The organism is Streptomyces sp. NPDC046261 (assembly GCF_040646235.1).
Taxonomy (GTDB): Bacteria; Actinomycetota; Actinomycetes; order Streptomycetales; family Streptomycetaceae; genus Streptomyces.
The window spans coordinates 1-24,236 of sequence record NZ_JBEYZU010000017.1; the positions used below are offsets into that span (position 1 = coordinate 1).

General features: G+C 70.9%; 15 protein-coding genes. 10 read left to right on the forward strand and 5 right to left on the reverse strand.

The genetic code is table 11. From position 1 onward, the window contains the following. Positions 1-60: 60 nt before the first annotated feature. A complete protein-coding gene (locus ABZ956_RS24460; RefSeq protein ID WP_361897508.1) occupies positions 61-1,824 on the reverse strand; it encodes a SpoIIE family protein phosphatase in 1,764 nt (587 codons plus the stop codon). Between the two features lie 265 nt (positions 1,825-2,089). Further along, on the reverse strand, positions 2,090-3,385 hold the full coding sequence (locus tag ABZ956_RS24465; RefSeq protein WP_361897735.1) for an FAD-dependent oxidoreductase: 1,296 nt from the start codon (positions 3,383-3,385) through the stop codon (positions 2,090-2,092). A gap of 638 nt (positions 3,386-4,023) precedes the next feature. Here ABZ956_RS24465 and ABZ956_RS24470 point away from each other — a divergent pair. Together ABZ956_RS24470 and ABZ956_RS24475 are read left to right on the forward strand one after the other, a co-directional pair. Then, positions 4,024-4,785 (forward strand): helix-turn-helix domain-containing protein, encoded by a 762-nt coding sequence (locus ABZ956_RS24470; protein WP_361897511.1) that lies wholly within the window; start codon positions 4,024-4,026, stop codon positions 4,783-4,785. A 210-nt stretch (positions 4,786-4,995) separates the two neighbouring features. Then, positions 4,996-7,212 carry a sigma-70 family RNA polymerase sigma factor gene (locus tag ABZ956_RS24475; protein ID WP_361897514.1) on the forward strand — a complete coding sequence of 739 codons (2,217 nt, stop codon included), beginning with the start codon at positions 4,996-4,998 and terminating at the stop codon, positions 7,210-7,212. A gap of 82 nt (positions 7,213-7,294) precedes the next feature. On the opposite strand, the gene ABZ956_RS24480 is transcribed toward ABZ956_RS24475, so the two are convergent. After that, positions 7,295-9,568, reverse strand: coding sequence for an asparagine synthase-related protein (locus tag ABZ956_RS24480; RefSeq protein WP_361897517.1), 2,274 nt, complete (start codon positions 9,566-9,568; stop codon positions 7,295-7,297). Between the two features lie 713 nt (positions 9,569-10,281). On the opposite strand from ABZ956_RS24480, the gene ABZ956_RS24485 reads away from it, so the two are divergent. After that, positions 10,282-11,847, forward strand: coding sequence for an MFS transporter (locus tag ABZ956_RS24485; RefSeq protein ID WP_361897519.1), 1,566 nt, complete (start codon positions 10,282-10,284; stop codon positions 11,845-11,847). Between the two features lie 145 nt (positions 11,848-11,992). After that, positions 11,993-13,201 (forward strand): L-2-hydroxyglutarate oxidase, encoded by a 1,209-nt coding sequence (gene lhgO, locus ABZ956_RS24490; protein ID WP_361897522.1) that lies wholly within the window; start codon positions 11,993-11,995, stop codon positions 13,199-13,201. A gap of 73 nt (positions 13,202-13,274) precedes the next feature. Here the strand turns inward: lhgO and ABZ956_RS24495 are convergent, their stop codons facing one another. Then, a complete protein-coding gene (locus ABZ956_RS24495; RefSeq protein WP_361897525.1) occupies positions 13,275-14,150 on the reverse strand; it encodes a glycoside hydrolase family 16 protein in 876 nt (291 codons plus the stop codon). Positions 14,151-14,478: 328 nt separating this feature from the next. Here ABZ956_RS24495 and trmB point away from each other — a divergent pair, with 328 nt between their 5' ends. Beyond that, on the forward strand, positions 14,479-15,303 hold the full coding sequence (gene trmB, locus ABZ956_RS24500; protein ID WP_361897528.1) for a tRNA (guanosine(46)-N7)-methyltransferase TrmB: 825 nt from the start codon (positions 14,479-14,481) through the stop codon (positions 15,301-15,303). A gap of 93 nt (positions 15,304-15,396) precedes the next feature. Continuing rightward, complete coding sequence (locus ABZ956_RS24505) at positions 15,397-16,755, forward strand: PrsW family intramembrane metalloprotease (RefSeq protein ID WP_361897531.1); 1,359 nt, start codon at positions 15,397-15,399, stop codon at positions 16,753-16,755. A gap of 59 nt (positions 16,756-16,814) precedes the next feature. Here ABZ956_RS24505 and dcm read toward each other — a convergent pair whose 3' ends face one another. Further along, entirely contained in the window at positions 16,815-17,993 is a 1,179-nt protein-coding gene (dcm, locus tag ABZ956_RS24510; RefSeq protein ID WP_361897533.1) for a DNA (cytosine-5-)-methyltransferase, read from the reverse strand. A gap of 180 nt (positions 17,994-18,173) precedes the next feature. Here dcm and ABZ956_RS24515 point away from each other — a divergent pair, with 180 nt between their 5' ends. The 4 genes from ABZ956_RS24515 (at position 18,174) to ABZ956_RS24530 (ending at position 24,229) form a co-directional block, all read left to right on the forward strand. Next, positions 18,174-18,560, forward strand: a complete 387-nt coding sequence (locus tag ABZ956_RS24515; protein ID WP_361897738.1) for a very short patch repair endonuclease — start codon at positions 18,174-18,176, stop codon at positions 18,558-18,560. A gap of 144 nt (positions 18,561-18,704) precedes the next feature. Beyond that, the gene (locus ABZ956_RS24520) at positions 18,705-20,243 is read left to right on the forward strand and encodes an ATP-binding protein (RefSeq protein WP_361897536.1); all 1,539 of its coding nucleotides are present in this window, start codon (positions 18,705-18,707) and stop codon (positions 20,241-20,243) included. Continuing rightward, a complete protein-coding gene (locus ABZ956_RS24525) occupies positions 20,233-21,210 on the forward strand; it encodes a PD-(D/E)XK motif protein (protein WP_361897539.1) in 978 nt (325 codons plus the stop codon). Before ABZ956_RS24520 ends, ABZ956_RS24525 begins: the two co-directional genes overlap by 11 nt. Positions 21,211-21,256: 46 nt before the next feature. After that, positions 21,257-24,229 (forward strand): Z1 domain-containing protein, encoded by a 2,973-nt coding sequence (locus tag ABZ956_RS24530; RefSeq protein WP_361897542.1) that lies wholly within the window; start codon positions 21,257-21,259, stop codon positions 24,227-24,229. The last annotated feature ends 7 nt before the right edge of the window (positions 24,230-24,236 follow it).

Here is a 24,236-nt window from a genome sequence, read left to right on the forward strand (position 1 = left end):
GGCTCGGGGCGGAAGTGGTGACTTCCGCCCCGAGCCCCTACTCCTTTTTCTCTGGGTGTCCTATCCGTGCGCTGCCGGGAGGGCGAATTCGCACCACACCGCCTTGCCGCCGCCGGGTGTGCGGCGCGAGCCCCAGGACGAGGCGATGGTGGCGATGATCGAGATGCCGCGGCCGGCCTCGTCGGCCAGTTCGGCGCGGCGGCGGCGCGGGAGGTGGTCGTCGCCGTCGGTGACCTCGATGATCAGGCGCCGGTCGGTGCGGCGCAGGCGCAGGCGCATGGGTGGTGTGCCGTGCTGCAGGGAATTGGCGACCAGCTCGCTCGTGGCCAGGACGCCCAGGTCGCGGAGTTCGGTGGGGAAGCGCCAGCTGGCGAGGACGCCCGAGGCGAAGGCGCGGGCGCGCGGTGCTGCTTCGATTCCGCCGAGGAGCTCGAGTGCGGCGTTGTGGAAGAGCTCGGCGTCGTGGCCGGTGCGGGCGGGGTGCTGGAGGACGAGGAGGGCGACGTCGTCGTCGTGTTCCTGGGTGACGCCGAGGGCGCGGATGAGGCGGTCGCACATGACCTGGGGGGAGCCGGTCGCGCCGGCGAAGGCCCGTTCGAGTGCGGCGACGCCTTCGTCGATGTCCTCGTCGCGCCGCTCGACCAGGCCGTCCGTATAGAGGACGGCGCTGGAGCCGGGGACGAGGGGCATGGTGCCGGAGGTGTGCAGCCAGCCGCCGGTGCCGAGCGGGGGGCCGGTGGGTTCGGCGGCGCGGCGGACGGTGCCGTCGGGGTCGCGGACGAGGATGGGCAGGTGGCCGGCCGAGGCGTAGACGAGGCGGCCTTCGTTGGGGTCGTGGACGGCGTAGACGCAGGTGGCGATCTGGGTGGCGTCGATTTCGGCGGCGAGGCCGTCGAGGAGTTGCAGGACTTCGTGGGGCGGCAGGTCGAGGCGGGCGTAGGCCCGTACGGCTGTGCGCAGCTGGCCCATGACGGCGGCGGCGCGGACGCCGCGGCCCATGACGTCGCCGATGACGAGGGCGGTGCGGCCGGCGCCGAGGGTGATGACGTCGTACCAGTCGCCGCCGACGGCGGTGTCCTTGCCGCCGGGTTGGTAGGTGGCGGCGACGCGTAGGTCGTCGGGTTGCTCCAGCTCTTGGGGGAGGAGGCTGCGCTGCAGGGTGACGGCGGCTTCGCGCTGGCGGCGTTCGCTGGCGCGCAGTCGCTCGGCGGCTTCGACCTGGTCGGTGACGTCGGCGGCGAAGACGAGGACGCCGCGCTGGGCTCCGGTGTTCTCGCCGACGTCGATCGGGGAGCAGGTGAAGGTGTAGTAGCCGTGCCGGCCGTGGTCGGTGGTGGGGACGGGGACGCGGCGGGACTTGACCGTGCGGGGTTTGCCGCTGCGCAGGACCTGGTCCATCAGCGGGAGGAGGCCGAGGGCTTCGAGCTCGGGGAGGGCCTCGCGGGCGGGGGCGCCGGGGGGCCGGGGGCCGAAGAGGGCGGCGTAGGCGTCGTTGACGTAGGCGATGCGGTGTTCGGGCCCGTAGACGACGGCGGCGAGTGCCGGGATCTTGCCGAGGACGTCATGGGCGGAGAGCCCGTCGAGGCTGGGGACGGGCGCGGGCTCGGCGTCGGGGGGCGGGGGGCTCTCGGCGCGGGCGGCGGGCACGGATCCGAGGCCCGGGGCGGCTCCGATGCCCGGGCCGGCTCCGGCGCTCGCACCGGCGCTTGTGCCGTCGGGGGTGGTGGGCTGGGGTGGTGGGGTTGTGGGGGAGGTGCGGCCGGCGCGCGCCGCTGCTCGGCGCTGTGTGCCGGGGAGCCGGGCGCTCCAGCGGGTGAAGTTCACTGAGGATTACCTCGCGGAGTCGTTCCGGATCAGCTCGGCGATGTGGGGTGGCTGAGCCGTGCGCCCTGCAGCGGGGCGCGATGGGCGGTGTGGGGGCCGGCCCCCGGGAGAATGCAGCAAACGTCCGAATCCTCATGATTGTTACTCTTCGCAGATACCAGCCCACTCATGGTCACACGACCAGTGTGGCCGACCGGACTGACATCCGTCAGACGCCGTGTCCGATGCGGGTGTCCCCGGCCCCGATCCGGGCCCGCGACCTGCCTCAACTCGCTTCCGGGTGACGTCCCGTACCGGCGGCGAGTTCGAATTCGGCCCGGGGGTTTTCCAGCGAGCCGAGCGAGACGATCTCGCGTTTGAACAGCCCCGCGAGGGTCCATTCGGCGAGGACGCGGGCCTTGCGGTTGAAGGTCGGCACCCGGCTGAGGTGGTAGGCGCGGTGCATGAACCATGCGGGGTAGCCCTTGAGCTTCTTGCCGTACACGTGTGCGACACCTTGGTGGAAGCCGAGCGAGGCGACCGAGCCGACGTACTTGTGCCGGTAGTCCTGCAGGGCGTGGCCGCGGAGGGAGGCGATGAGGTTCCGGGCGAGGACCTTGGCCTGGCGGACGGCGTGCTGGGCGTTGGGGGCGCATGTCGTGCCCTCTTCGCCGGCGGTGACGTCGGGGACGGCCGCGGCGTCCCCGGCCGCCCATGCGTGCTCGACGCCGTCCACGCGCAGCGCTGCCGTGCAGATGAGCCGGCCGCGCTCGTCGAGGGGCAGGTCGGTGGCGGCGAGGACGGGGTGCGGTTTGACGCCGGCTGTCCATACGAGCGTACGGGTGGGGAAGCGCGAGCCGTCGCTGAGCACGGCGACGCGGTTCTCGCAGGAGTCCAGCCGGGTGTCGAGGCGTACGTCGATGTTGCGGCCGCGCAGCTCGCGGATCGCGTACTGGCCCATTTCCTCGCCCACTTCGGGGAGGATGCGGCCGGTGGCCTCGACCAGGATGAACTTCAGATCGTCGGGCTCGATGTTGTGGTAGTAGCGGGAGGCGTAGCGGGCCATGTCCTCCAGCTCCGCGAGTGCTTCGACGCCCGCGTAGCCGCCGCCGACGAAGACGAAGGTGAGGGCGGCGTCGCGGACTTCGGGGTCGCGGGTGGAGGAGGCGATGTCCATCTGTTCGAGGACGTGGTTGCGCAGGCCGATGGCCTCCTCGACCGTCTTGAAGCCGATGCCGTAGTCGGCGAGACCGGGGACGGGGAGGGTGCGGGAGACGGAGCCGGGTGCGAGCACCAACTCGTCGTAGTGCACCTCGATGGGGCCGGCGCCCTCTTCCTCGGTGGCGAGGGTCTTCACCCTGGCGGTGCGTTTCGTGTGGTCGATGGAGGTGACTTCGCCGGTGACGACCTGGCACTCGTCCAGGGTGCGGCGCAGCGGGACGACGACGTGCCGGGGGGAGATGGAGCCGGCGGCGGCCTCGGGGAGGAAGGGCTGGTAGGTCATGTAGGGCTCGGGGGCGACGATCAGGATGTCGGCCTCGCCTCGCTTGAGCTTCCGCTGGAGGTGGAGGGCGGTGTACATCCCGACGTAGCCGCCGCCGACGATGAGGATGCGGGTGGGGGTGGGAGTGGGCTTGGGGGTGGTTTGGGGGGTGGGCGTGGGGGTGGGTTTGGGGGCGGGGTTGGGGCCGGGGGTGGGGCCGGTGCGCTCTGTGTTGCTCGGCCGCTCCTCGGCGTCCTTGCGCGGCTCGTGACCCGTGTGTTGCTCGCGATCCCCTTGTTGCTCGCGACCCTCCCGCGCCTTCTGTTCCTCCCGCCCTTCCCGCTCCGGTCGGTTCACCAAAGCCCTTTCCTCCTCGCTGTTGTCCGCGCGTCGTCCTCGCGTTGTGGCACAGCTCCTTCCCATGACGCATCGCCATCAATGGTTTGTCCACAGGCCGAGCGAAATGTATGACCGGTCGCGGAGCTGATCCGTCCGCGCTGAAGACGACCTTCCGGAGGGAAGGCGCGCAGGTCAGGCGGGATGCGCAGGGGTAGTGAGGTGGTGCAGAATCAAGGGGGATCAGGCCTGTACTCCAATCGGGGGTGGCCTGTGCGGAGCTACCCCCTTCTTTCTTGACCTGGGCTCAACTATGTTCGTACTCCGTCGGGGTGTCGAGACACGCCCCGGCAGTCAGGGCGGGGAGTCTCCGGGGGGAGACGTCATAACCGGGGGAACGTATGCACATTCAGGGCTCTCATTGGTCTGCCGCTGTCGCGACGACGTCTGACGGCGCTGGTAGCCGTAATACGCCGTTGCGCGTGGACGCTCAGCGCAATCTGGAACATGTGCTGCGGGCGGCTCGCGAAGTCTTCGGCGAGCTGGGGTACGGGGCGCCGATGGAGGATGTGGCGCGCCGGGCCCGGGTGGGTGTGGGGACGGTCTACCGCCGCTTCCCCAGCAAGGACGTGCTGGTCCGGCGGATAGCCGAGGAGGAGACGGCACGGCTGACCGAGCAGGCGCGGACGGCGCTGGGGCAGGAGGACGAGCCGTGGTCGGCGCTGTCCCGGTTCCTGCGCACGTCGGTCGCCTCGGGTGCGGGCCGGCTGCTGCCGCCCCAGGTGCTGCGCGTCGGCGTCGAGGGTGAGTCCGAGGAGCGCCGGGTCCAGGCCCAGGTGCCGGACCGGGCGCGGGTGCCGCAGCAGCGGCAGCCGGGTGCCGCCGGTGGTCAGCTGCACGAGCTGCGGCTGGTCGAACAGCGGCCGACGGCTGTCGAGGAGCGGGACGACGCGGGCGCGGCGGCCCTGCTGGAGGTCGTGGGCCGGCTGGTGGACCGGGCACGGTCCGCGGGCCAGCTGCGGGCGGACGTGACGGTCGCGGATGTGCTGCTGGTGATAGCGACGGCGGCGCCGTCGCTGCCCGACGCGGCGCAGCAGGCGGCGGCTTCCTCCCGGCTGCTCGACATCCTGCTGGAAGGTCTTCGCTCACGCCCGGTGGAGTAGGCCGCCCTGAAGGAAAAGGAACCGGACTGCGGCTGACCCGGAAGGGGGCGGGCGTTCGGTAAGTCTCATCCGTTCGGGTGACCACCCGAGCTCCAGCCTGCGAACGGAACCCGGACGAGTGGTTGCGGTTCGTGGAGTGATCCTGGCGCATTCCTGTGTGCGACGCTGGCCAGTATTCGAGTGTGCCGGCGTGTACGGGGAGCCTGCGCTATGGGTGTTGACGGGCGGGAAGAACCGCGCGGGAGCGATGAGACGGACGAACCTCCGCCGCTGCACAGGGTGCCCGGCCAGGGAGGACCATCCGGTGTTCCCGCCGCCGGCTCGTCGGCGGGGGCAGCGGCAGGAGGAGCGGGCGGTTCTTCTGACCCCTTCGAGTCCTTCGATTCCTTCGAGTCCGACCCGCTGGAGCTTTGGAGCGGCGCCTTCGACACGGAGGTGCCGCAACAGCGGGACGGTGGGCGGGCGGGCGGCCCGGGTACTGCGGAATCCGGCGTTCCGGGCGGCTCCGACCCCTGGACCGGTGCGGGTGAGGCGATTGATGATGCCGATGTGCAGGACGACCCGGACGCGCCGCCTTCCGACCTCGAGCTGGTCACCCGGCTGCGCGGGGGCGAGAGCAGTGAGGCGTACGAGGAGCTGTACCGGCGGCATGCCGACGCCGTGCGTCGGTACGCCCGTACGTGCTGCCGTGACGACCACACCGCCGAGGACCTGACCAACGAGGTCTTCACCAGCACCCTGCAAGCGGTACGCCGAGGCGCGGGGCCGGACTCGGCGGTACGGGCGTATCTGCTGACCACCGTGCGGCGGGTCGCGGCGGCCTGGGGCAAGACGGCCAGGCGTGAACAGCTGGTCGAGGACTTCGCGGTCTTCGCCACGTCCGCGGCGGCTTCTTCCCTGTCGGCGGATGACGACACGCTCGGCTTGGGCGCGGACGTGCGGGCGATGCAGGAGGCCGAGGAGTCACTGGCGGTGCAGGCGTTCCGGAGCCTGCCCGAGCGGTGGCAGACGGTTCTGTGGCACACGACAGTGGAGGAGGAGTCACCGAGCGAGGTCGCACCACTGCTCGGGCTGAGCGCCAATGCCACCGCGGTACTGGCGCACCGGGCGCGGGAAGGGCTGAAGCAGGCCTATCTGCAGGCGCATGTCAGCAGCTCGCTGACGTCCGGCGGGGACTGCGCGCGGTACGCGGACCGGCTGGGCGCCTACGCGCGCGGCAGGCTGCGCACGCGGGCCGAGCGCGGGATGCGCAAGCACCTGGAGACATGCGCGAGGTGCCGGTCGGCGGCGCTCGAGGTCGCCGACGTCAACGAGCGGCTGCGCGCGCTGCTGCCGGTGGCGGTCATCGGCTGGTTCGCGGCCGGCTGGTCGGTCAAGGCGGTGGCGGGGCTGGCCGCGGGAGCGGCGGGGGCCGGAGCGGGGACTGTAGCGGGAGGGGTGGGGGGCGGGGGGGCGGGGGCGGCCCCCGGGTCTGCTGCCGCTTCCGGTTCCGCCGGCTCCGCAGGTTCCGCATCCGCCGGCTCCGCATCCGCAGGTTCCGGTTCCAGTGCCGCTTCGGTGGTGGGCGAGGGGCTGGGGGCGCCGGCGAAGGTCGGGCTCGCGGCGGGGGCACTGGCCGCGGCGGCGGCGGTCATCGCGTACGCCTTGGCCGCCGGTGCGCCCGCATCCCACGAGAAACCGCGGGCGGCCAGGACCACGGCGGCCCCGGTCGTACCGGCACCCACCCCGAAGCCGCGCACGAGCCTGACCGCGTCACCCGCCCCCACCGTGGCACCGGCGCTGGCCGCGAAGCCGGCACCCCCGAAGCCGAGGCCCAGCCCGACGCCGAGCGCCGGCGCATCGCCCATGTCAGGGTCCCCGGAGCCCGAACCGTCGGCAAGCCGGGCCGCCACGCCCACCGCCCCTCCCCCGCCCACGCCGAGCCCGGCACCCACCCCGCCGGGGCCCACTCCCCCGCCTCCGCCCCGGACGTCGACGGTCTACCAGGTCAACGAGCTGGAGTACGGCCGCATCGGCGACGGCAAGGAGCCGGAGGTGCGGCTGGGCGGCAGCAGCTGGCTGTGGCAGCGGTACGGGCTCCGGGTGGGCGGTACGACGTACCGCCACGGCGTCAGCGCTCATGCCTCGTCGTCGGTGACGATCGACCTGAACCGTTCCTGCACGTCCTACGACGCGGTGGTCGGCGTGGACGACATGTCCCTCGGCCTCGGCGCCGTCACGTTCTCCGTCTACGCGGACGGCAGCCGCGTGTGGAGCTCGGGCCTGGTGCACGGCGGCCGGCCCGCGGTCCCGGTCCACGCGCCCCTGTCGGGCCGCAAGACGCTCCGTCTGGTCGTGGAGCCGCGGTCCCCCGCCGATCGTGTGGCGGTGGCGGACTGGGCGATGGCCCGCATCAGCTGCGACGGAGGGCGGTCGGCGGGCTCGTAGGGCCTCTGGACGCCGGCCGTTCTCCGTTCTCCGTTCATTCGCCCGATCACCAGGCGACCGGCGACCTCATCCGACCACCAGCTCACAGGCTGGGCCATGCCGGTGCCCCGCCTGCCACCGCCCACTGCCGTGAGGCCGCGGCCGTGCCTGCCCCCGCGCCCGCCCCCGTACCCGTCCAGCACGTGCCGCGCCGGGCGAGCAGGCGGCGCAGCCAGATCTCGGTCGAGACGAGCTCGGCGAGTCCGTCCAGGGGCAGGGGCGCTCCGTCGGCGGCGGCGCGCAGGGCGTCCCGTACGACGCCGGCCTCGATCAGGCCGGCGTCCGCGAGGAGCGGTGCGTCGAAGAGGTCCACCAGCGTCGGCAGGGCGGCCCTGAGCCCTGCTCGTGCTTCCGCGGCGTGCGAGGCGTGGGAGGGGGCGCCCCAGCCGGGTGGCAGTTCGCGGATGCCTGCGCCGGTCAGGACGGCGCGCAGGACGGATGCGCGCGCCCCCGGCTGGACGCGGAGCGTCTCGGGGAGGGCGCGGCAGGCCCGTACGACTTGGTTGTCGAGGAAGGGGGCGTGCAGGCGCTGGCCGCGGATCTCCGCCGCTTGTTCGAAGACGCGGTGGTCCGCCGCGTGCCGGCTGAGTGCGGCGGCCGCACGCCGTTCGCCCGGGCGACGCAGCAGCCCGGTCGGCCGGACGGCCGCGCCTTGCAGGCGAACCGATACTTCAGCGAGCGCCTCGCCCGTGAGCCACCGCGCGGCGGGCCCGGGCCGGCACCAGGTGAGCGCCGCCAGGGAGGCGTCCACGGCCCCGGCCTCCGCCGCGCTGAACCCGGGCCCCAGCAGCCTTGCCGCGGTCTCCTCCAGCCCCTCCCGGTAGGTCGTGCGGGCCAGCCGGCGCGCTGCCCGGTAGACCGTGAAGGGGACGAACAGCGAGTGCGCCGAGGGGCCGTCCGCGCGGGCCAGTGCGGAGACGGGCCGCAGCAGGAACCGGCGTCGACGGTCCATCAGCAGGTCGGCCAAGCGGGCCGGGTGGGCGTCCAGGACCTGGCGGGCGCCGTGTCCGACGAAGTGGTCGGCGCTGCCGGCGGCCAGCCGTCGCCGGTGGCGGGCGGCGGCGACGATGGCGGGGCCGGGCTCGTCGGTGAGCGGCCCGTCGTACAGGTCGGCGTACGGCAGTGCTTCCGCTCCGGCCGCGACGATGACGTGGTGCAGCCGGGGGTTGGCGGCGATCGCGCGGGCCCGTTCGAGTTCGGATTCACGGGCGCGGCCGCCGCCGGCCGCGAGGTCGTTGAAGGTGACGGCGAGCAGCCGTTCGCCCGCCGCCGTGCCGAGCCCGACGGGTGTGCCCGGCATGCCCGGCAGCCCGGCCGCCAGGAGTGCCAGGGTGCCGGAGGCGCTCCCTCCGGAGAGGTCGGCCCCGACTCCGGGTGCGGGGCCGCCGGGCGCGGTGCGCCGCTGGTACGGGCCGGTGCCGGGTACGGGGCCGGGCTCGCGCTGCGGCGGCCCGTACCGCGTCACGTGGCGGGGGGCGGCGAGGCGGGTGCGTACGGCCTCGACCAGGGCGTCGCGTACGCCCTCCACGGCTTGTGCCACGTCGAGTTGGGGTGCGGCGACGGCGAGCGAGGCCATGGGTTCGTAGCCGGTGATGTCGCGCGCGCCGTCGCGCAGTACCAGCGCGTGGCCGGGCGGTACGCGTCGGACTCCCTTGTACGGGGTGCCGTCGGCGAGCGCTTCGGGTGAGTCGGGGCAGGCGAGCAGTGCGGCGAGGTATCCGATGTCGAGCTGGGCCTCGACGAGGTCGGCGAGGGGCAGTGCGGCCGTGGCGTAGGCGGTGCCGCCGGACCAGGCCGTGTGGAAGACGGGCCGGGCGCCGGCGAGGTCCCCGGCGATGGTCAGGCGGCGGCCGACCTGGGCGACGGCGGTGTAGCTGCCGGGCCAGGCGGTGAGGTGGCGCAGCGCTCCGCCGCGGGCGGCGAGCAGGCCGGCGCGCAGTGCTTCGTCGCTCGCGCCGCAGCGGCCGAGTACGGCGAGGCGGGTGGTGGGGTCGGTGCGGGAGTCGGTGCGCGAATCGGCACGCGAATCGGCGCGGGAGCCGGTACGGGAATCGCTGTAGAAGTCGGTGCTGGGGCCGGGGCCGGTGTGGGAGTCGGCGTCGATGACGCGTACTTCGTCGGGTCGCCAGTCGCCGACGGCCCACAGGGGTGCGGGGCCGCCCCACAGGAGCCGGGCGCCGACGGGGTGGACGGCGGGGGTCCCGTGGCCTCTCGCGTCTGCCCCACCCGCCCCACCAGCGCCTCCCGCCCCGCCCGCGCCTCCCGTGTCGGGGCGGGTTGCGGCGGCGGTGCAGCTCCACCCCACCAACCAGCGCATCGCCGCCTCCACAGGCTGTGGACAACCAACAGGTAGCCGTCATCAGGTAGCAGTCATCATGCACAGCGAGACGGCGTTGCGACATCCGGCGGCAGCACATGATTGCGGCGCTGAGGCCGCCAACTCACTCCACAACTGCGGAAGGTGGCGTTTCGTCACGGTTCATCCGCGACCTCGGCAGTGGGCCCGCGACGCACGTCGAGCGAGGACGGAATGGGCTCGACCGCCCCGCCCATCACCCTCGGCGCGTGTCCCGGCCCGGGGCCTACGGCCGAATCTGGCCAATTTACGAGCGTCTTTACGCGCGTCCGCTCATGGCGGAACGATTGATGGTTGAAGGCGTCGGAGCGACTGAAGGAGGAACCCCGCGCGCCCCGCGATGTCACAGTCCGGGAGGCGCGAGCCACCTCCCGGACCGTTCCGCCGCCCGCGGGGAATGAGGCGGCGGCTTCCCCCAGCCCACTGGATCCAGTACAGCGGGCCGACCCACGCTCCTCCATGGAACCGTCCGCCGGGTTGGCGCGGACAGAGCGCACAGTGGGCGCACGGCCACACTCAACCGGAGCACGTGCCCCTCAATGCACGCACATACGGACCAGAATCTCGCCATCCGGGACATCGCCTCTTAACGGTCGGGATGCGGCGAACTACGCTGGGTTTACGAATGCCTCGTGCCTATGCCGGGGCGGGCGTCGTGTTGTCGAGGGGTGCTCATGTCCAGGGAGCCACGCGGGCCTAACGAGAAGCTGGGCACTGTCCTCGCCCTCGCAGGGATCAGCAACGCCGGTCTCGCGCGCAGGGTCAACGACCTCGGTGCGCAGCGGGGATTGACCCTTCGCTATGACAAGACCTCGGTCGCCCGGTGGGTGTCCAAGGGCATGGTGCCGCAGGGTGCCGCCCCGCATCTGATCGCGGCGGCCATAGCGGCGAAGCTGGGCCGCCCGGTGCCGTTGCACGAGATCGGGCTGGCGGACGCCGATCCGGCGCCGGAGGTGGGGCTCTCCTTTCCGCGCGATGTCGGCCAGGCGGTGCGGTCCGCGACGGAGCTCTACCGGCTGGATCTGGCTGGTCGGCGTGGGGGCGGGGGCATCTGGCAGAGCCTGGCCGGATCCTTTTCCGTCAGCGCGTACTCCACGCCGGCGTCGCGTTGGCTGATAACGCCTGCTGACAGTTCGGTGGCGCGTGAACCGCTCCAGGCGGTCAGGGAGACCTCGGGTTCCTCCGGGGCGGGGGCGAACGGCTCGGGGGCGGCTCACGGCCCGGGGGCGGCCAACGGCGGCGGCACGACCGGCGGAACGGCCGGTGGTGGATCAGGCGTTTGCGGATCAGGCGGTGGCGGCGGCACGGACGCGGGCTTAGCGCAGCGTGTCGGCCACAGCGATGTGACCAAGCTGCGGGAGGCCGCCGACGACGCCCGCCGCTGGGACTCCAAGTACGGTGGCGGCGACTGGCGTTCGTCCATGGTGCCCGAGTGTCTGCGTGTCGACGCGGCGCCCCTGCTGCTGGGTTCGTACAGCGACGAGGTGGGACGCGCGCTGTTCGGCGCGACGGCCGAACTGACGCGACTGGCCGGGTGGATGGCTTTCGACACCGGTCAGCAGGAGGCGGCGCAGCGGTACTACATCCAGGCGTTGCGGCTGGCCCGGGCGGCGGCGGACGTCCCGCTGGGCGGGTACGTGCTGGCGTCGATGAGCCTGCAGGCCACCTACCGGGGCTACGCGGACGAGGGCGTGGACCTCGCCCAGGCCGCTCTGGAGCGTAATCGTGGTCTGGCGACGGCCCGCACGATGAGTTTCTTCCGGCTGGTCGAGGCGCGTGCGCAGGCGAAGGCGGGGGACGCGCCGGCCTGTGGTGCGGCGCTCAAGGCGGCCGAGGGGTGGCTGGAGCGGGCCCGCCCGGGCGACGCGGACCCGTCGTGGCTGGATTTCTACAGCCATGAGCGGTTCGCGGCCGACGCGGCCGAGTGTTACCGCGACCTGCGGATGCCACGGCAGGTACAGCGGTTCACGGAGCAGGCACTGGCCCGGCCGACGGAGGAGTTCGTACGCTCGCACGGCCTGCGGCTGGTGGTGTCGGCGGTGGCCGAGCTGGAGTCGGGGAACCTGGACGCGGCGTGCGCGGCGGGTGCGCGGGCGGTGGAGGTCGCGGGGCGGATCTCGTCGGCCCGTACGACCGAGTACGTGCGTGATCTGCTGCACCGGCTGGAGCCGTACGGGAACGAGCCCCGGGTGGTGGAGCTGCGCGAGCGGGCCCGCCCGTTGCTCGTGGCCCCGGCGTGAGCGATCTCATCAACTGATCAGGCATGATCCGATCCGGCATCCCGTTGTCAGTGGTACAGGTCATGATGGGATCCGTGGGTGAGGCGCTGAGGGTGAGTCCGCCGAGGGGCGGGGCGCGGCTGCGTGTGCGCGGGGAGGTGACGTGATGGCGACGTACGACTGCGATGTGCTGGTGGTCGGGGGCGGGATCGTGGGCCTGTCGACGGCGTACGCCCTCACGCGCGCGGCGCCGGGGACGCGCGTGGTCGTGCTGGAGAAGGAGGCCGGTCCGGCGCGTCACCAGACCGGTCGGAACAGCGGTGTGATCCACAGCGGGATCTACTACCGGCCCGGGTCGCTCAAGGCGCGGTTCGCGGTGCGGGGCGCGGCGGAGATGGTGAAGTTCTGCGCCGAGTACGGGCTTGCGCACGAGGTGACCGGCAAGCTGATCGTCGCCACCGACCGCACGGAGCTGCCCCGGCTGCACGCGCTGGTCCAGCGCGGCCGGGAGAACGGCATTCCGGTGCGGGAGCTGGGCCCGGCGCAGATAGCGGAGTACGAGCCGGAGGTGCGGGGCGTCGGCGCCATCCATGTCGGTACGACGGGGGTGTGCGACTACGGGGCGGTGGCGGCGCGCCTGGCGCGGCTGGCGGAGGACGCCGGGGCCTCGGTTCGGTACGGCGCGGAGGTGCGGACCGTCGGGCAGCGGGGCGCGGCTGTCGCGGTGCGTACGGCGCGGGGCGAGGTGGTGCGGGGCCGGGCTCTGGTCAACTGCGCGGGGCTGTACAGCGATCATGTGGCGCGGCTGGCCGGTGACGACCCGGGCATGCGGATCGTGCCCTTCCGGGGTGAGTACTTCGAGCTGGCGGCCGATCGTGCGGATCTGGTGCGCGGGCTGGTCTATCCGGTGCCCGACCCGGCGTTTCCCTTCCTCGGGGTCCATCTCACCCGGGGCATCGACGGCTCGGTCCACGTGGGTCCCAACGCGGTGCCGGCGCTGGCGCGGGAGGGGTACGACTGGGGCACCGTGCGTCCGGGAGAGCTGGCGGGGACGGTGGCGTTCCCGGGCTCCTGGCGGATAGCCCGGCGCCACTGGCGGTACGGGGCGGGCGAGGTGCGGCGTTCGCTGTCCAAGAGGGCGTTCACGGCGGCGGTGCGGCGGCTGTTGCCGCAGGTGCGGGAGGAGGACCTGATACCCGCGCCCTCGGGGGTGCGGGCGCAGGCGGTGCTGCGGGACGGGACGCTGGTGGACGACTTTCTGTTCGTCCAGTCGCCGCGGATGGTGCATGTGCTCAACGCGCCCTCGCCGGCCGCGACGGCATCGCTGCCGATCGGCCGGGAGGTGGCGCGCAGGGTGCTGGCGGGCCTGTCGTAGAGCGGCCTCGGGGGCCGTTTTTTCCCCCCCCCGTCGGTGTCCCGGGCGTATCAGCGTCCGCGTCCTGGGCGTATCAGTGTCCTGGGGCGTAGACGCGCACGTAGTCGACCAGCATGCGTGAGGGGAAGGGGGTGGAGGCGTCGGGCGGGCCGGGCCAGTCGCCGCCTACCGCGAGGTTGAGCAGCAGGTAGTGCGGGTGGTCGAACACCCACTTCTGCCCGGGCTTGAGCTGCGCGGAGCAGGCGGTGCCGTAGGGCTTGCCGTCGAGGTACCAGGTGACTTTGCCGGGCAGCCAGTCGACGCGGTAGGTGTGGAAGCCGTCGGAGAGGCTTCTGCCGCGGGGCAGGGTGGTGTGTGTCTCGATGCCCTGTGCGACGTAGCCGGGGCCGTGGATGGTGCCGTGCACCATGCCGGGCTGTCGGCCGAGGGCCTCCATGACGTCGATCTCGCCGTTGGCCGGCCATTTGACCTTGTCGGAGTTGGCACCGAGCATCCAGAAGGCGGGCCACAGCCCCTTGCCCCGTGGAATTTTGATGCGCGCCTCGAAGCGCCCGTAGGCCCGGGCGAACTTCCCCTTGGTCTTGATCCGCGCGGAGGTGATGGTGCAGGGCCCGAATCTGCAGGCTTTGCTGCGTACCTTCTCGTGGCGGGCGGTGAGGGCGAGGTGGCCGTGGCCGTCGAGGGAGACGTTGCGGGGCCGGTCGGTGTAGTACTGCCACTCGTGGTTGCCCCACTGGGGTTCCCCGCCCCGGTCGTAGACCCATTTGGCCCGGTCGGGGCGGCGGTGGGCGGGCCCGCGGAATTCATCGGCCCAGATCAGGCGCCATGCGGCGGGCGTGGTGGGGGCCGGGGCGGCCCGCTTGCGCGGGGCCGCGTCGTCTGCGGTGTGCTGGCGGGCGGGGGAGCAGCCCGCGATCAGCACGGCGGCGGCCGTTGAGAGGGCCGCCACCCGCAGGGTGAGGATGAAGAGCCGGGGACGGGGGCGGCGAAGCGATCGAGGGGGAGGGCTGGAGGTGGGGCGGGGGTTTGGGCTGGAGCTTGAGGTTGACCTTGGGCTTGGGCTTGGGCGCAGTCGCATAAGAGGTTCCGTCTGAGGGGTTCCGTCTAAGGGTTCCGTCGCACGGAAAGAGGTTTTCCGCCCTGGCGGACCGGGCCACGAAAATCGTATGAGCGGTGATCTTCACTGGGTGGGCTCACCACGCCCACAGGTCACACCGTCGGCCCACCGGATTTCCGGCCTCCTGCTTCGCGGCGGGCGCCCGTAGACTTGAGGAACTGTGTCCGAGAATCACGCCCCCACCACGCCCGTCACCGGCCCGGCGCCGGTACCGGCGCCTGCCGCCCCTGTCGCTCCTGCCCGTAACCGGCGGGAGCCGATGTTCCCCGACGGCCCCGCGCCGGATCCGGCCGGCTCGCACCATGAGCGCCGCATCCGTTCGTTCCAGCCGCGCCGCAGCCGGGTCACGACCGGGCAGGGCGACGCGCTGCGCCGCCTGTGGCCCACGTGGGGCCTGGACATCGACGGCCTGAGCCGCCTGGACCTCGGTGAGCTGTTCGGCGACCCGGAGCTGCCGGTCGTCCTGGAGATCGGCTTCGGCATGGGCGAGGCGACGGCGCAGATGGCCGCGGCCGACCCCGGCACGGGGATCCTGGCCTGTGACGTCCACACCCCCGGCCAGGGCAATCTGCTCAATCTCGCCGAGCAGAACGGCCTGACCAACGTCCGTGTGGCGAACGGCGACGCGATCATCCTGCTCCGCGAGATGCTCGCCCCCGACTCCCTCGCCGGGATACGCGTCTACTTCCCGGACCCCTGGCCCAAGAAGCGGCACCACAAGCGCCGTCTGATCCAGCCGGAGTTCCTGGCGCTGGCCGCGACCCGCGTCGCGCCGGGCGGTCTGCTGCACTGCGCCACGGACTGGGAGCCCTACGCCGAGCAGATGCTCGAGGTGCTCTCGGCCAGCCCGGACTTCGAGAACACCCAGCCCGACGGCGGCTACGCCCCGCGCCCGGAGTTCCGCCCGCTGACGCGGTTCGAGGGCCAGGGCCTGGACAAGGGCCACGTGGTCCACGACCTGCTCTTCCGCCGCCGCGCGGCGTAGGGCGCGGAACGCGGGGCCGGGCGGGAGCGGGTCGGGGCCGGCCGGGCCGGAAAACGGTCCCGGGTCGGTCCGCGCCTTGGTTAGGGTCATCGCGTGCATGAGCCCCCGCCCTACCAGCAGCCGCAGCACCCGCTTCCGCCGACGTTCGGGCATTACAAGCCCCGTCGGGCCCTGTGGGACACCCTCTGGGACAACAAGGCGGTGCGCGTCGGCGGCCTTGTCCTGCTGCTCGCCCTCTGCGGCCTGATCATCCTCGCGCTCGTACGGGAGCAGACCGGTACCGAGGGCTTCCTGGTGGGCCTGGGGCTGGCCGTGCTGCCCGTACCGCTGCTCATAGCCGCGTTCCGCTGGATGGACCGCGTCGAGCCGAAGCCATGGCGGAACCTGGCCTTCGCCTTCGCCTGGGGCTCCTGCGCGGCGACCCTGGTGTCCCTGCTGGCCAACGGCTACGCCACGAAGTGGCTCTTGACCACCGTCGATGTCGCGCAGGGCGCCGACGCGTCCACGTGGGGTGCGACGTTCGTGGCGCCGGTGGTCGAGGAGAGCGGCAAGGCCGCGGCGGTGTTGCTGCTCTATCTCTTCCGACGGCGCGACTTCAACGGCATCGTCGACGGCGTGGTGATCGCCGGCATCACGGCCACGGGCTTCGCCTTCACGGAGAACATCCTCTACCTCGGCAATGCCTTCGCCTCCGACCAGAGCTTCGGCTACTCGGGCCTGCGGTCGACGACGGCGGCGACGTTCTTCGTGCGGGTGCTGATGTCGCCGTTCGCGCACCCGCTCTTCACGTCGATGACGGGCCTGGGCTTCGGCATAGCGGCGGCCCTCCCCCAGCGGCGCCGCGTGCTGCGCGTACTGATCCCGGTGCTGGCCCTGCTGACCGCGATGCTCCTGCACGGCGTGTGGAACGGCTCCGCGAGCCTGCCGGGCGCCGGCTTCCTGGTCGTCTACGCGCTGTTCATGGTCCCGGTCTTCGGGGTTCTGACCTGGCTGACGATCTGGTCGCGCCAGAACGAACTGCGCACCCTGCGCGCCCACCTCCCGGCCTACCAGGCCGCCGGCTGGCTCACCCCGCCCGAACCCCTGGCCCTGTCCTCGATGCGCGCCCGCGGCATAGCCCGCGACCTGGCCCGCCGCACCGGCGGCCCGGCCGCGGCCCGCACCGTGGCGGAGTACATATCCTTCGCCACGTCCCTGGCCTTCCTCCGCCACCGCGCCTACCGCGGCACCCCCGCCCCCGACTTCACCGCCCGCGAACAGGAACTCCTCCACCACCTATGGCACCGCAAGTCAGTGGCCCAGCCCGCCCTGGCCCAGGCAACAGCGGCGGTACCGGTGCCCTTCGCGGCGGGGGCACCCATCCCGCCGACGGGGGTACCGGTGCGGGGGTGGGGGGCACCGGTACCGCCCGGAGCAGGGCCGGGATACGGACCGGCTGGGCAGTATCGCTAGCGGCCCCAGCGGAATCGCGTCCGGCCGTGCTCGTTCCCTGGGCGGCTCAGATGCTCGTCTCAGACACCTGCCGCCTCCAGATCATCGAAGCTGACCTGGCCCACCAAGGCCGGTTCGGCTTCCTGTCGAGCGGTCGGGAGCAGGCCGACCCTCTTCGGGGCGTGATCGAGAGGTGAATTCCGACCGGTGCCGGGACGCAGGACAGCCGCGATGGCCCTGCCCAGCGCTTCGGCAACCGGTGGCGGGAAGGCGTTCCCCACCTGCCGATAACGCGCAGTCTTGCGGCCCTGGAAATTCCAGTGACGAGGAAACCCCTGGATGATTGCCGCCTGCTCCACCGTGAGCATCGGGCCGTCGCTCCGGAACAGATCCCGCTGAGGGGCGCAATCCTCAGGATCGTTCGCGACGCCCATCGGATCGACGCCGAGCTCCCTCCACGCCTTCTTGGCTCGACTCGGACCGAGGTCGGCGCCTCCGTGCTTCTTCGAACCGCCGACAAGAGTGGGAGCCTCGCCGCCGTGCCGGGTGGCTGCCGCCAACCACTTGTCGAACACAGCCCTTCCCTCCGGACCGTGCGCCTCGCATCGCTCCCACATCGTCTCTTTCAGGGCCTCTGCCACGGTGAGGACTGTCTCGTCACCGACCGGCCACTGGAACTGAGCCCCCTTCAGGTACTTCCGGTCGACCATCACGAGGATGGCCCGGGGACGCAACTGAGGAACTCCGTAGGATCGGGCTTCGACGAGTCTCCAGCCGCAGAACCCGTAACCGAAGGATTCGATCTCCGCCACTATTCGATGGCGATAATCTTCGAACTTCGCATCAAGGATCCCGCGGACGTTCTCGATCATGACCGCCTTGGGCCGGAGCTGACTCACGAGCTCGAGCATGCTCGGGAAGAGGTCCCGCTCGTCATCCTCACCGAGCTGCTTGCCCGCCACCGAGAAGGGCGGACAGGGCACGCCACCGGCAAGAAGATCGAGATCGCCGGGCTCGAGCCCGAACTTCTCCAGCTGGGGATGCTTGAAGGGGTGGACCTCCTTCAGATCGCCCTCGACGACCTCGCAACCACTCCAATCGGGGTGGTTCGCCACGTTGAACCGCAAGGTCGCGCAAGCGTGCTTGTCGATCTCCAGGAGGGCGAGATGTCGGAAGCCGGCAGCGTGCAGACCGAGCGCCTGCCCTCCGGCACCGGCACAGATCTCTATCGAGGTCAGCGGGTTCCCACTGGAGCTCATCGGCCCTCCTGAGTACGACCTGGAAAAGTGGCCCCAGTGTCGCACCAAGGAGTGACAGTCCGATCAGATATTCGACTCGGATCGGGCTGTCGCCACCCCACACCGACCCATTGTGGTGTCCTGTGGCGGCAGAATGGACACGTGCCTGCTCTGCCATCCTCGCCCGGCGTCTCCGCCCGCATGAGTCGCCAAGCCAGCCGGGACACCACACCCGAAGTGACGGTGCGGCGCCTGCTCCACCGTTCGGGGCAGCGCTTCCGATTGCACCGCTCCGTCCCCGGCATGCCGCGACGGACCATCGACATCGCGTTTCCGGGCGTCCGCATCGCCGTGTTCCTCGACGGGTGCTTCTGGCACGGATGTCCGCAGCACGCCACGAGCCCCAAGGCCAACGCCGAATGGTGGCGCCAGAAGCTCGACCGCAACATCGCACGTGACCTGGAGACCACCCAACAGCTGGTCAGCGCCGGTTGGACAGTTCTGCGTTTCTGGGAGCACGAAGACCCGGCCACGGTCGCCGCCGACATCGCCGCTGCCGTCAACGCGGCACGAGAAAACCGACTCTGACCTCTGCCGCTGTTCGCCCGGCGTACATCTTTCCCTCGTGGATCGCGCTCCGCTGTCGCACCTGTGCACTACGGTCATATCGATCGCACCGATCTCGTGACAGCGAGTGACCCGCACCTGCACCCCTGGACACCAAGGCTGAAGATGAGCGACTGGCAGTTCGACGTCCCCGTCACCGGCAGCAAGCTTCTCCCGCCGGACCCCCGTTACGTGGAGGCGCTGAGCAGCCAGGGGTACGGCTTCGAAGTGGCCATAGCCGACCTGGTCGACAACTCCATCGACGCCGGCGCGAAGGATGTGGTCATCCACTTCCTCCGGGACGGCGACCGGTTGGTCTCGCTGTTGGTGGTCGACGACGGCCGCGGTATGGACGAGGAGGCACTGGACGTCGCCATGACCGTCGGCGGCCGCCGGGATTACGCGCCCGGCGCCCTCGGTATGTTCGGCACGGGACTGAAGTCCGCCTCGCTCTCCCACGCCGACGCCGTCACCGTTGTCAGCACCACCAAGCGGACCCGGACGGTGGGCCGACGCTGGCTGATGGAACACGCGCGGGCGGGCTTCCAGTGCGACATCGTCGATCCCGCCTATGCACAGAGCCTGATCGACCGGTACGACAACAACCGACCCATCCAGTGGCAGGGCACCGTCATTCGCTGGGACGGGGTCAAGGACTTCCCGAAGCATGGAGGTAGCGGTCAGACCGACCGCTACCTCCAGCGGACGATCAACAAGCTGGGCCTTCACCTCGGCCTGTACCTGCACCGGTTCCTGGCCCGGGACGACTTCAACATCACGATCGCCGTCGAGGACGTCCGTACCGGCACCGTGTACCTGGACTTCGGCGTGGAACCGCTCGACCCGTTCGGCTACCCGGTGACGGGGAGTGCGGACTACCCACGCCGGTTCACCACCGGCCTGCCGGGGACCACGGCTGACCTCACGTTCGAGGCCCACATATGGCCTCCCAAGTCCAACCTCGACGAGTACCGGGCCGTGGGAACCGTGCTCGATCGCCAGGGTTTCTACTTCTACCGCAACGACCGTCTGGTGCAGGCCGGTGGGTGGAACAACTTCCGCCAGCCCGAACAGCATCTCTCACTCGCACGGGTCGCCATTGACCTGCCCACGATGCCCAATGACATCTTCCGACTCACTGTGAAGAAGTCGGGGGTCGACACATCACCCGAGTTCGTCGAGGGGCTCGAAAAGGCCACGGATGCAGGGGGCCGCCCGTTCGCCGAGTACCTCGCGGACGCGGACACCGTCTACCGGGAGGCGCGCAAGCGGTCCGGCACAGTGCGCAAGCCGGTGATCGGGCCCGGTCGAGGTGTCGCTCCCGAGGTCAGGGCCGCCATCGAGGAGGAATTGCCTCTTCTCCCCCTCGAGGAGCCGATCTCGTTCGTGTGGCAGAAGCTGGAGACGGATCTCTTCTTCGAGCTCGATCGGGACGAACGTGTCGTCGCCCTCAATCAGCACTACCGTCGGGCCATCCTGGGCGGGCGGAGCGGCAGTCTCAACGACGCCCCACTGCTCAAGTCCTTGATGTACCTGATGCTGCACCGTGTCTTCGAGAAGGAGTACAGCGGCTCCCGCGAGAAGGACAATTTGCAGCTGTGGCAGTCGATCCTGGTGTCGGCCGCCCGCAGCGAGCTCGACCGGGTGGCCGACCATGACGGCTGACAGCCGGGCGAGCTGGTCCGAGGTGGAGGCGTACTTGGCCTCGGGACGAGGTGTCTGCATCCCCCTGGCCGGCCCGCAATCGCCCCGCGTCGACTACGTGGTTTCCGACGACCACGACATAGCGCTGCACCTGCAGTTGGGGCCGAGGCAGCGACTGCCCAAGTCCCCGCACCCCCTCATCCGCGTGGAGGAGGTGGCCCATGAGGGTCTACGCATGGCTCGGCTGCGCACGACTCGACGGACGTTGCTGCGTGACTTCCACGATCTCCTGTGCGGTGTCGCCGACCGGGTGACCGACGGTGGCCGGACACCCGAGCAGGCCTTCGGCGAAACCGTTCGCGCATGGCGTGCACTGCTCGAACGACCTCGGGAACTGACCACGGAGAGGCGCATCGGTCTGATGGGCGAGCTGACGGTTCTCGGCAACCTCGCGCGAGCCCACGGTTGGGGCAGCGCGATCGAATCGTGGAAGGGCCCGTTCGGTGAGGAGCACGACTTCGGCGCCGACGGATACGACGTGGAGGTGAAGACCACCGCCTCCGAGGAACGCCTGCACTCCGTCCACGGATTCGATCAGCTGACCCCCACCCCGGGGTGCCCTCTGTGGGTCGTATCCATACAGGTCACCCGGGGCGGGGCAGAAGGGCGAACCCTCACCGAGTGTGTGGCGGCCGTGCGCGCCGAGGTCGCCGACCGGGCACCCGCTGCCCTCGACCGGCTCGACCATCTCCTGAATCGGATCGGTCTGCCGCGCGGCGAGGACGACGAGCGGTGGAGGATACGCAGCGCTCCGCTCGTTCTCCTGGTCGGCGACCGGTTCCCTTCTCTGGACCGCTCGGCCCTGGGAAGCCTTCCTCATGAGGTCGCCGCCCGGATCAAGGACATCAATTACCACATCGACCTCACCGGCATGCAGCCCTCGCCGGATCCGCCGCCGGCTCTGCGCGACCGGTTCGCGCTCGCGTAGTGATCGACCAGCACCCCTGCGCCCCACCACGTCGAGGAATGGACAGATGACGCCCACCGAGCACGACAGCACCCAGGCACTCCTGGAGCTGCACCGGACCGCCCTGGCAGCCATGCGGGCCGGGCGCCCCATGCCTCTGTCCACCAGCATCACCTTCTATGCCGGGGCACAAGGTATGGCCGTGGACTCGTCCGAAGACGCCTTCCGGGACGTCCTCGTCCATGACGGAGAGGCATCGGGCGCCCTGCTGCGACTGTGGCGCAAGCACCTCACAGACTGGGACTACGCGACCGCCGACGACTGGTGCGCAGGCACCGAGGCCCGTACGGACGGGCGCCGCACGAGGGTCTTCGACCTCCTCGGCCTGGAGCCCGCGACCCGCAAGCTGCTGGAGTCCGAGATCCCGGTCAACAAACAGGCGGGCCCGGTCGTCATCAGCCAGGAGTACATCCCATGGCGCGGGATCGGGTCTCCGCGGGGCGTCGACTGGTACTGGCCCGCATACGAGAGCTACCTGCGGGAGACCAAGGGATGGTCGGACGAGACCGTGGCGGACCTGGGCGAGGCCGCCGAACGAGTCGTGGAACGGCTGGCCGACCCGACATCCGTCGAGGCGTACCAGTCGAAGGGCCTCGTCGTCGGTTACGTCCAGTCGGGCAAGACCGCCAACTTCACGGGCGTCATAGCCAAAGCCGTCGATGCAGGCTACCGACTGGTCATCGTGCTCGGCGGAACACTCAACCTGCTGCGCGGCCAGACCCAGCGACGGCTCGACATGGAGCTCGTCGGTCGGGACAACATCCTGCGCGGAACGGTGGAGACCGAGTCCGACTACGCGGACGACCGCGACTGGCTGCGCAGCCGGTTCATCGACCACTCGGGGTTGCCGTCGGAGCGCGGCGGCTTCGACATCGAGCGCCTGACCACGCGGGAGAACGACTACAAGTCCCTCGCCCAGGGCATCCGCGCCCTCGAGATCGAGAAGCGGGAGAAGTCGCTCCCGCTGTACGACCCCCGGAACCTGGACCACGCCGCGGCCCGGCTGATGGTGGTCAAGAAGAACAAGACCGTGCTGGCCAAGCTCGTCAAGGATCTGAAGAAGATCAGCGGACTGCTCGGCGAGATACCCACGCTGATCATCGACGACGAGTCCGACGAGGCCTCCGTCAACACTGTCAACCCCCGTCGCAACGGCCACACGGAGCGCACCGCGATCAACGAGAAGCTCTCGGAACTGTTGAGCCTGCTCCCCCGTGCCCAGTACGTCGGCTACACCGCCACCCCGTTCGCCAACGTGTTCATCGATCCCAGTGACACCGCCGACATCTTCCCCAAGGACTTCCTGATCTCCCTTCCGCGCCCGAAGGGCTACATGGGTGTCCAGGACTTCCACGACCTCGATCCGCAGGTCCCGGAGGACGAGCGCACCTTCGCCAATTCCAACGAACTGGCGTACATCCGCTCCATCGACGCCGCCGAGGAAGAGGACGACGACCTCTCCCTGCGGCGGGCCATGGACATGTTCGTGCTCACCGCAGCGGTCAAAATCTTCCGGGAGGACCGGGACCCGCTGGTCCCGCGGGAGACCTACCGGCACCACACCATGCTGGTGCACGAGTCCCGACTCACCGCCGACCACCGGGAGCTCAAGGCCCGCATTCTCAAACTGTGGGACGAGTCCGGCTACACGAGCGCGACCGGCCACGCCCGCCTGCGCGAGCTCTTCGAGTCCGACCTGCTCCCGGTGTCCCGAGTGCGCGCGGACGGCTACGCCGTCCCGGAATCCTTCGAGCAGCTGGCCTCCTACATCGGTGCCGCGACAGCTCGCATCGGCGGCGATCTCAACCCCGTCATCGTCGTCAACGGCGACAAGGACATCGAGAGCGGGGAGGCCGACTTCGAGCGCCGGTCCATCTGGAAGATCCTGCTGGGCGGGCAGAAGCTGTCCCGCGGATTCACCGTGGAAGGACTGACCGTCTCGTACTACCGCCGCCGCGCGGGCAATGCCTCCAGCATGATGCAGATGGGCCGCTGGTTCGGTTTCCGCGAGGGCTATCGCGACCTGGTCCGTCTCTGGATCGGCCGGAACGAGTCGGCAGGCAGCAAGGAGCTCGACCTCTACGAGGGATTCGAGGCCATCTGCCGGGACGAGGAGTCCTTCCGGGCCCAGCTCGCCCAGTACTCGGTCCTCGTCGACGGCCGCCCCCAGGTCACCCCTGCTCAGGTGCCTCCCCTGGTCTCCCAGCACTTGCCCTGGCTGAAGCCGACCAGCCCGAACAAGATGTACAACGCGCGGCTGGTGGAGGTCCGGTCCCCGGGCGAATGGCAGGAGCCCACGGCCTACCCGACTCAGCCCGCAGCGCTCCGACACAACGTCGGACTCTGGACAGAGGTCCTGGAGCAGCTGTCCACCGTCCCGACCACCTTCAGCTACGAGTTCGACGACATCGCGAGGCCCCACCATGTCGACGCCTTCGCCGGCACCGTGCCCGCGGACACGGTGCTCGATGTCCTGTCCGCCCTGAAGTGGCACTCCGGCGAGCAGTTCGCACCCCATCTGGCCTACCTGGAGGAGATCACCAAGCACTCCCGACAGATCGACGACTGGCTGGTCGTCGCCCCGCAGCACACGGCCCGCCGGCAGCAGATCGTCCTGGGCGATTCCTCCCGGCCCTTCTCGTGGTTCGGCGTGGAGCGACGACGCGACCCCCTCTTCGGCGCGATCAGCAATCCACGCCATCGCGCCGCCCTGCTCCGGGTCGCAGGAGCACTGCCTTCCTGCGGGGACGCCGCGACCGAGCAGTACGCCACGGAGCGGCGGGGAGCACTGGCGCTGTACCCGATCGTGGAAAAACGGAACGCCGAGTCGATCGCTTCGGACGGGCACATCGACCCCGGCAGGGTGGTGATGGCTTTCGCCTTCGTCGCCCCCTCCGCAGCGCGCGGACGGAGCAACCAGGTGGTCCGGTTCACCACGATCGACTCGTCCCGGGCGAACCAGGCGATCATCTCGCAGTGAATCCGAG